The 7,969-nt window shown below is 69.9% G+C and carries 8 protein-coding genes and 1 pseudogene; 7 read left to right on the forward strand and 2 right to left on the reverse strand.

The genetic code is table 11. The features are described from left to right. Together J1C73_RS34625 and J1C73_RS08970 are read left to right on the forward strand one after the other, a co-directional pair. A pseudogene (locus tag J1C73_RS34625) lies at positions 1 to 139 on the forward strand (transcriptional regulator); the annotation flags it as partial. 107 nt (positions 140 to 246) lie between these two features. After that, on the forward strand, positions 247 to 738 hold the full coding sequence (locus J1C73_RS08970) for a cupin domain-containing protein (RefSeq protein ID WP_207315863.1): 492 nt from the start codon (positions 247 to 249) through the stop codon (positions 736 to 738). Positions 739 to 800: 62 nt separating this feature from the next. Here the strand turns inward: J1C73_RS08970 and J1C73_RS08975 are convergent, their stop codons facing one another. Beyond that, entirely contained in the window at positions 801 to 1,166 is a 366-nt protein-coding gene (locus J1C73_RS08975) for a nuclear transport factor 2 family protein (protein WP_207315864.1), read from the reverse strand. A gap of 40 nt (positions 1,167 to 1,206) precedes the next feature. Here J1C73_RS08975 and J1C73_RS08980 point away from each other — a divergent pair, with 40 nt between their 5' ends. Both J1C73_RS08980 and J1C73_RS08985 read left to right on the forward strand, forming a co-directional pair. Further along, complete coding sequence (locus tag J1C73_RS08980; RefSeq protein WP_307797633.1) at positions 1,207 to 1,869, forward strand: nucleotidyltransferase domain-containing protein; 663 nt, start codon at positions 1,207 to 1,209, stop codon at positions 1,867 to 1,869. A gap of 85 nt (positions 1,870 to 1,954) precedes the next feature. Next, positions 1,955 to 2,602, forward strand: a complete 648-nt coding sequence (locus J1C73_RS08985; protein WP_207315865.1) for a nucleoside/nucleotide kinase family protein — start codon at positions 1,955 to 1,957, stop codon at positions 2,600 to 2,602. Positions 2,603 to 3,275: 673 nt separating this feature from the next. On the opposite strand, the gene J1C73_RS08990 is transcribed toward J1C73_RS08985, so the two are convergent. Next, positions 3,276 to 4,286: a hydroxyacid dehydrogenase gene (locus J1C73_RS08990; RefSeq protein WP_207315866.1), complete on the reverse strand. Its 1,011-nt coding sequence runs from the start codon at positions 4,284 to 4,286 to the stop codon at positions 3,276 to 3,278. Between the two features lie 484 nt (positions 4,287 to 4,770). Here J1C73_RS08990 and J1C73_RS08995 point away from each other — a divergent pair, with 484 nt between their 5' ends. From J1C73_RS08995 to J1C73_RS09005, 3 genes are read left to right on the forward strand one after another with little or no spacing between them, the layout of a single operon-like run. After that, positions 4,771 to 6,099: a sugar ABC transporter substrate-binding protein gene (locus tag J1C73_RS08995; RefSeq protein ID WP_207315867.1), complete on the forward strand. Its 1,329-nt coding sequence runs from the start codon at positions 4,771 to 4,773 to the stop codon at positions 6,097 to 6,099. Then, the gene (locus J1C73_RS09000) at positions 6,096 to 7,067 is read left to right on the forward strand and encodes a carbohydrate ABC transporter permease (RefSeq protein ID WP_207315868.1); all 972 of its coding nucleotides are present in this window, start codon (positions 6,096 to 6,098) and stop codon (positions 7,065 to 7,067) included. Before J1C73_RS08995 ends, J1C73_RS09000 begins: the two co-directional genes overlap by 4 nt. Further along, positions 7,064 to 7,930 carry a carbohydrate ABC transporter permease gene (locus tag J1C73_RS09005; RefSeq protein ID WP_123469333.1) on the forward strand — a complete coding sequence of 289 codons (867 nt, stop codon included), beginning with the start codon at positions 7,064 to 7,066 and terminating at the stop codon, positions 7,928 to 7,930. Before J1C73_RS09000 ends, J1C73_RS09005 begins: the two co-directional genes overlap by 4 nt. Positions 7,931 to 7,969: the final 39 nt, after the last annotated feature.

Raw genomic sequence — 7,969 nt, forward strand, 5'->3', positions numbered from 1 at the left:
CGATGCGCGCATCGTGCTCGACGCCGAGCTCTGCCTGGCGCTGGGCCGCGGTGAGACGACGTTCGCCGAGGCGGTCGGGGACGGGCGGATCGAGGTGTCCGGCGAGGGGCCGCTGGCCGCGGAGCTGCGTGGCGCATGACGGCGGCGCCGGGATGGTTCGCCCGGCCGACTCCTGGGTAGCGTCGGGGCATTTGGGATGTCGGGGACACCGATGATGCCCGGGACACTGATGCAGAGGAGTTGCCCATGAGATTCGGCAGACAGCAGGGGCGGCTGGGCAAGGTGCTTGTCATCGGGGGCTGTGCGGCAGCGCTCGGCTTCGTGCCGTCGGCGGCCGTCGCCACCCCCGGCAGCGGTGTGAGCGCCACCGTCGTCGCGGAGGGCACATCGCCGGGCAAGCTGAAGGTGAAGACGCCGAAGGGCCGTACCGACGTCACCTTCCGGACGATCACCATCGAGCCCGGCGGCTCCACCGGCTGGCACACCCATCGCGGTCAGCTGATCGCGGTCGTCAAGCAGGGGACGCTGACGCGCACCCTGGACGACTGCTCGGTCGAGGTGACACCCGCCGGAACGTCCTTCATCGAGCCGTCCGGGGCGAAGCACCGCCATATCGGCCGCAATCTGGGGACCGAGCCCGTCGTCCTCTGGGTGACCTACCTGCTGCCCAAGGGCAGCGAACTCTCCGACGACGCCGACGCCGTGGACTGCGGCGGGAAGAGCGGCGGGAAGAGCTGACGCAGGGCTGAGGCCCGCCCCCTGTCGTCCCGGCCGGCCACCGCGCCGCCGGACGCCGGCCGTCAGCGGGCGAGCGTCTCCCCGTACGCGCCGAGGCCGGCGATCACCAGGCCGTCCCGGAACGTCAGCACCTCGTACACCCGGCCGCCGATCTGGTTGCGGTAGTCGATCACCAGGGTGCCGACGCTCACCCGGACGTCCATCACCTCGAACTTCAGGTCGGGGATGAGCTCAAGCCCGCGGGCCCAGTACGCACGCAGCTCGTCCTTGCCGCGCACGGTGCCGGAGGGGTCGCCGGTGAACCGGGCGATCATGGGCGAGCTGAAGGTCACCTCGTCGTGATAGTGCGTCAGAACGCGTTCCAGGTCGTGGGAGTTCCAGTCCTCCTGCCACTGCGCGGCGAACGTGCGGGCGAATTCGAGGTCCATGAGGAAGAGCGTACGAGGCGGGGCGGAGGGGTGGCAGGCCGTGAGCGAAGAGGGCCCCGAGGACCTCGACCCGGCGCGCCGGGCCGCGTTGGCGCGGGAGGTCCTGTGTGCGCTGCGTACCCACTGTGCCGGGTCGCGTGCGGAACCGAGAGGTTCGCTCGCCCGGGGGACCGCCGACGCGTACAGCGATATCGACCTCCTCTGGATCGTGCCCGACGGCCGGTTCGAGGACTGTGTCGCCGCCGTCCCGGACCTGCTCGGCACGGTCCGCGGGGTCGCCTCCCTGCGGGTCGACCCCGATCTGGGGAACTCCCGCAAGAGGCGGCTCCTCTTCGTCGACTTCGACCGCCTGCCCCTCTTCTGGCGCCTGGACCTGGAGATCGTCGCCCGGTCCGTCGCCGGCCGGCCCGGCTACGACCAGGACAATCCGTCGGCGCGCCGTGATGACTGGTCGAGGCCCGCCAGCGCGCTCGCCAACGCGGTCGCCGCGGTGAAGGCGGTGCTGCGCGGACAGCCGCAGACCGCCCGGGGCCTGCTGGAGCGCGGCTTCGCCCGCATCGGGGTGGCGGACACCGTCTCCGGTGACTGGTTCGCCGACATCACCCGCCTCGCCGAGGCCGCCGCGGCGATCGAACCGGCCCGGGGGCCGCTCGCCGAGCGCGTCGTGCGGCTGGCGGCGGACCATCGGGCGGAACTTCGCTGACGGGCCGGGCCCGGCGCCGGCCGGGGGTCCGCCAACGCCCCGGGTGATGCGGACAGCCTCGCCGCGACGGGGTGATGATGGATGCGTGCGATATGAAGCGATCACCTGGGAACGGCTGGCGGACGCCCTTGCCTCGCACGCCGACGCGCTGAAACCGTCCGACGGCGGGCCCTGGCTCAAGGTTGCCGTCGACGGGGCCCCGGCCGCCCGGACCGGCGAGCTGGCCGAGTCGGTCGCACAGGCGCTGCGGCTCCGCGGCCGGGCCGTGCTCGCCGTGTCCACGGCGGGATTCCTGCGGCCCGCCAGCCTGCGGTACGAGTACGGCAAGCGGGACCCCGACTCGTACTACGGCAGCTGGTTCGACACCGGGGCGCTGTGGCGTGAGGTGTTCGGGCCGCTGGAGGCGGGCGGCAGCGGGCGGGTGCTGCCCGATCTCTGGGACCCGGCGACGGACCGGGCCACCAGGAGCCCGTACCGGCTCCTGCCGGAGGGCGGGGTGCTGGTGGTGCACGGGCCGTTGCTGCTGGGGCACTGGTTCCCGTTCGACCTGAGCGTCCACCTGAGGCTGTCGCCGGGTGCGCTGCGGCGGCGCACCGAGGAGGACGAGCGGTGGACACTGCCGGCGTTCGCGCGGTACGAGGACGAGGTGGCGCCCGCCGGGAGCGCGGACGCGGTCGTCCGGGCCGACGACCCGCGCCATCCCGCCTGGACGGGGCTGCGGCGGGACGGATAGCTCTGAGGCGTAAGGGCGTAAGGGCGTAAGGGCGTAAGGGCGCACGGGTGAACGCTGCGGAGTCCGTACGGCGGGACGGGCGGAACCTCGCCTCCGAAGACGCGCCCGCCGGGGATTGCGGGACAGCCCTTGGGCGATTCGCGCCGAGGGATGTGCCGAGAACGACCTGCCCGCCATGCCGACGCGGGCATGCGAGTTCCGCCCCGGCTGTATCGGGCCCCTTGCCGACGCCGTCCCGAAAGGCCGAGGCCCGCAATTCGCTGTGACATTGCCGTGCAACGCGATGATCGGCCGTGCGCGCATATCCCCGGTGGGTCCGTCGGCGCGTGTGAAAGTGCCAATGGCCGTGAGGAATTCGGCCTTGAACCCTTTCGGGTTCACGGCCTGCTCCTTTGCTCACGCGGCGGCCGGGCCGAAATGAACATGCGGAACGACAGTGCGGGACAGCCCTTGGGCCGTTGCCTGTCCCGAACTATCACTCCTCCCGCTTACGTCTCACTCACGTTTCACTAACGTTTCGCTGACGTGACGCCCCTGGGCTGCGGGCTTGCGGAACGGGGTGCCGATCGGGCTTGCCCGATCCCGGGCATTCGGTACAGCATGGCCGCCTCGCGTGACGTCACGACCGGACGTCCCCCGGGGAAGGGAGCCTTGGCGGCAGTGCCCGGCGGCGTCAGGCCAGAGAAGCGGCCCGGGCGGGGTCGATGGCATGCCGGAGCGGCAGGTCCTGTGTGAACCGGCGCAGTTCGTCGAGCACGAGCTGTCCGAGACGGTGGCGTTCGGCGCCCAGGGCGCCGCCGAGGTGCGGTGTCAGAACAACGTTGGGAAGGGTGAAGAGTGGCGAATCATGGGCCGGGGGCTCGGGATGCGTTACGTCGAGCACGGCGGTGAGGTCGGGCCTGGCACGCAGGACCTGAGCGGCGGCCGTCTCGTCGATCAGCGCGCCCCGCGCGGTGTTGATCAGCGTCGCGCCGGGCCCCAGGGAGTTCAGCAGCGGTGCCCCGATCGTGCCGCGGGTCTCGGGCAGGAGCGGTGCGTGGAGGCTGACGACATGGCAGGTGGCGAAGAGTTCCTCGACGGGGACCAGCCGGACGCCCGCCTGCTGGGCGGCATCCGGGGAAGCGACGGGATCGGTGGCGAGGATCTCGACGTCGAAGCGGGTGAGGTGGGCGGCGACGAGCCGGCCGATGTGCCCGAGTCCCAACAGGCCCACCCGTGACCGGTAGGCGCCCGGGACGTCGGGATTGCGCGGGAAGCGGCGGCTGCTCGCGACCTCCCGCGCGATGCGGTGTGCCTGCTTCAGTCCGAGGAGGACCTGGGCGAGGGTGAACTCCGCGACCGGGACGGCGTTGGCCGCGGCGGCGGAGACGATCGGGATGCCGCGCTCCCAGAAGGCGGGCGTGGTCAGGTGCCGGACGGACCCCGCCGCGACGAGAACGGCCCGCAGCCCGGCGGCGTGCGACAGGAAGGCGGTATCGAGGACGGGCGCCCCCCAGCCCGTGAGCAGGATGTCGACGTTCCTCAGCACCTCGGGGTCCTCGTCGAGCTCCTGCTTGGTGAGGGGCGGTCCCTGCCAGTGCACGAGCCGGCCGATCCCGGCCAGCACCTCGGGCGGGTAGACGTCCGCCCGGCGCTCTTCCTCCATGACCAGCAGGGCTGTCGGTGCGGTGGCCGGTTCGCTCATGTCGGGTCTGTCTCCTCGGCCCGTCCGGTGCTGGCCCGGCAGCCGGGCGGCCGTCGGTCCCTGCTCGGATCTGTGGGCAAGTGTCTGACTGAATGTCGTGGATTGGTATGGCCTGTTTGCTTCTCAGGCCTGGATGGCTTGCAGGGACGATACATCGGATCACTGGAATGTCCTCGCGTACAGCTCGGATGTCCAGCCCTCGCTGTTCGGGTGGTTGTTGTCGCGGTCCGTACCGTGCCGGATCGGAGTGGTTGTTGGTGTGGATGATTGAACTGGCCTGCTATCAGGTGATATCTGACGGCGATACCACCCTCGCGCGTTCCGGATTGCCGGGGGTGTGCCCGGGAGGGTGTCCGGCGGGGGTCGTGCCGGCCGGTGGAAACTTTTTGTATTCATCGGACTATTGACCACTGATTCCGACCCCGTTACCGTCCCAGAAAGCGCTTTCCAGGCCAACTGTGATGCGGCGAAAACGGGAGTTGTGATGCAGAGATCGCGTTGGATCGGTGCGGGTGTCCTCGCCTCGACACTGGTCCTCACCAGCTGTTCATCCGGGCCTGCGGGAGTGGATGCCAAGCAGGACACCAAGGCGCCTCTGGAGCTCTGGACCAGGACGACACCGGGCGGACCGGGGGAGCAGGGCGCGCTCAAGCTCGCCACCGCCTTCGAGAAGGCCACGGGCTACAAGGTCGAGGTCACGGCCATCTTCGACGACTTCGAGACCAAGCTGCAGCAGCGGGCCGCCCAGAAGAATCTCCCCGACATCGTCATGAACGACGTGACGCAGCTCGGGGCCATGCACAGCCAGGGTCTGCTCCGGGAGATCGACCTGGACAAGGTCAAGGACAGCGAGCAGATCATCGGCCAGGGGCTGGACTCCGGGAAGACCGTGGACGGCAAGCAGTACGGACTGCCGTACTCGGCGCAGGCGTCCGCGCTGCTCATCCGCAAGGACTGGCGGCAGAAGCTCAAGCTCGACGTCCCGCAGAACTGGGACGACTTCGCCGCGATGGCCAAGGCCTTCACCACCCAGGACCCCGACGGCGACGGCAAGAAGAACACCGCCGGTCTCGCCGCCCCGCTGTCCACCAAGCGCGGCTACGCCTCCTGGTACTTCTCCAACTTCCTCTGGGCCGCGGGCGGCGACTTCATCACCGAGGCCGGGAAGGGCAAGTACAAGCCGGCGGTGACCACGAAGGCATCGGTCGAGGCCATGCAGTGGTTCCGCGACCTGGGCTGCAAGGCCAAGGCCATCCAGCCCGGCGCCGTAACCATGGACACCCCGCCGACGAACGAGACGTTCGAGGCGGGCCGGACCGGCATGTTCGTCGTCGGCCCGTACCTGCTGCCCCGCTTCGACGAGACCCTCGGCAAGGACAAGTACGAGGTCGTGCCGATGCCCAAGGGCCCCAAGGACGCCACCGTTCTCGCCGAGGGCGGTTCCGTCTATCTGATGGCCGGCTCCGAAAACCGGGCCGGCCAGGACGCCTTCGCCGGCTTCGCCGTCTCCGCCGAGGGCCAGAAGACGGCGATGGCGGGCGACACCGGCTACATCGTGCAGCTTCCCGTCAACAAGACCGTGGACATCTCCCAGGTGCGTCCCGACCCGCGCTGGAAGACCTACGCCCAGGCGTACCAGGACTCCGGCCGGTACGCGCCGTCCATCCCGAACTGGACCCCGGTGCGGCAGGCGACGGCGGACACCGTGAACGCGCTCATGGCGGACTGCGGTCTCGACACCGAGGCCAAGCTGGGTGAGCTCGACAAGCAGCTCGCCGACATCCTCAAGGAGCAGGGGATCGCCGCGTCATGAGTCTCGACCAGGCGGAACCGGCCGCCCCTCCGGCGGCCGGGCCCGCCCCCCGGAAAGCGGGGCGCCGGGACGGCGGGGCCACCGGCCTCCTGGGGCGCAGCCGCAGATCGGGCCGGTGGTGGACGCCCTGGCTGTTCCTCGCCCCCGCTCTGCTTCTTTTCCTGTACTTCAAGTTCATCCCCATGGCCAACGCGCTGACCATGTCCTTCCAGGAGGTTCAGCCCTACCTGGGGAACAAGTGGGTCGGCACCGAGAACTACGCCACGGTTCTGCAGTCCCACGGATTCCGCGAGGCCGCGTGGCACACGGTCGTCCTCGCCGCCGGGCAGACGGCCGGCTCGATGGCACTCGGCCTCGCCCTCGCCCTGCTGATGGAAGGGCAGAGCCGCCGGCTGAAGGTCGTGCGCTCCGCGGCGTTCCTCCCGGTGGTGGTGCCGATCGCGGTCGTCGCCGAACTGTGGCGGATCATGTACCACCCGACCGGGGACGGCATGCTCAACTCCCTCCTCGGCCTGGTGGGGATGGGCCCGTCGGGGTTCATCAACGACCCCGACACGTCGATGGCCTCCATCATGCTCACCGGCATCTGGCGGGGCGCCCCCTACGACATGATGATCATCCTCGCCGGTCTGACGAGCGTGGACCGCGGTCTGTACGAGGCCGCCAAGGTCGACGGAGCGTCGAGGCGGCAGCGGGTCTGGCACGTGACCGTGCCCGGACTGCGGTCGGTGTTCTCGATCCTGTTCATCCTCGCCGCGATCCGCGGACTGCGGGTGTTCACCGAGGTGTTCCTGCTCACCAACGGTGGACCCGACGGTTCCACCGAGGTCGTCATGACCCTCATCTACAAGCTCGGGCTTGAACAGAACCGGCTCGGTGTCGGAGCGGCGGGAGCGGTCCTGCTGTTCGTCGCGACGCTGCTCCTGACCGTCGTCGTCCAACTGCTGCGGCGGAGGGAAAGTAAGTGAGTGCGCAGACCGAGACCGCGCTGGGCCTGACCGAGAGCCGGAGTGCCGGCGGACGGATTCTGAGGGCCGTTGTCTACCTGCTGGTCCTGATCGTCTTCGCGGGGCCCCTGCTGGCCCTGCTCGTCAGCGCCTTCGGCCACGTCAAGGACCCGACCCAGCTGAGCGTCATCCCCTCGGGCATCACACTGGACAACTTCAGGATCGCCTTCGACCAGGGGGTGCTCACGTACCTGCTGAACTCGTTCTTCGTGGTCGGCGGCGGGCTGCTGCTCCAGGTGGCCGTCTCCGTCCTGGCCGGGTACGCGCTGGCCAGGAAGGTCTTCCCCGGGATGACGCTGGTGCTCGTCGCCGTCCTGGCGACGCTGATGCTGCCCGAGGAGATCCTGGCCCTCCCGCTGTCCCTGATCCTCGCCGATCTGCCGGTCGTCCACTTCAACCTCATCGGCACCCTGGCCGGAATGATCGTTCCGCTGGGTGCCTGGGGATTCTCCATCCTGGTGATGACCGAGTTCATGAAGGACGTGCCCCGCGAACTGGAGGAGGCCGCCCGCATCGACGGCGCCGGAGATCTGCGGATCTTCGCCCAGATCATCCTGCCGATGTGCAAGCCCGCCCTCGGCGTCATCGGGGTCTTCGGCTTCACCATGATCTGGGACCAGTACCTGCTGCCCCTCCTCGTCTCCACCAACTCCTCCTCGTACACGCTCCCGCTGGCGCTGCGGACCCTGCGGATCGACCCCTCCGTCACCCCCGGAGTGGTGATGGCCGCCTCCCTGCTGGCCCTGCTGCCCTCCGTGATCGTCTTCCTGTTCTTCCAGCGGTCCTTCGTCAGCGGTCTGTCCTCCGGCGCGCTCAAGGGCTGACCCCGCCGCCCGCGCCCTGCCCTGCCCCGCGTACGGCAC

Source organism: Streptomyces laculatispora (assembly GCF_017353455.1).
GTDB lineage: Bacteria > Actinomycetota > Actinomycetes > Streptomycetales > Streptomycetaceae > Streptomyces > Streptomyces laculatispora.

Excerpts from the sequence above, each read along its gene's own strand:
- J1C73_RS08995 (WP_207315867.1), top strand. The coding sequence starts at position 4,771 with ATGCAGAGATCGCGTTGGATCGGTGCGGGTGTCCTCGCCTCGACACTG.
- J1C73_RS09000 (WP_207315868.1), top strand. The coding sequence starts at position 6,096 with ATGAGTCTCGACCAGGCGGAACCGGCCGCCCCTCCGGCGGCCGGGCCC.
- J1C73_RS08975 (WP_207315864.1), bottom strand. The coding sequence starts at position 1,166 with ATGGACCTCGAATTCGCCCGCACGTTCGCCGCGCAGTGGCAGGAGGAC.
- J1C73_RS08990 (WP_207315866.1), bottom strand. The coding sequence starts at position 4,286 with ATGAGCGAACCGGCCACCGCACCGACAGCCCTGCTGGTCATGGAGGAA.
- J1C73_RS08970 (WP_207315863.1), top strand. The coding sequence starts at position 247 with ATGAGATTCGGCAGACAGCAGGGGCGGCTGGGCAAGGTGCTTGTCATC.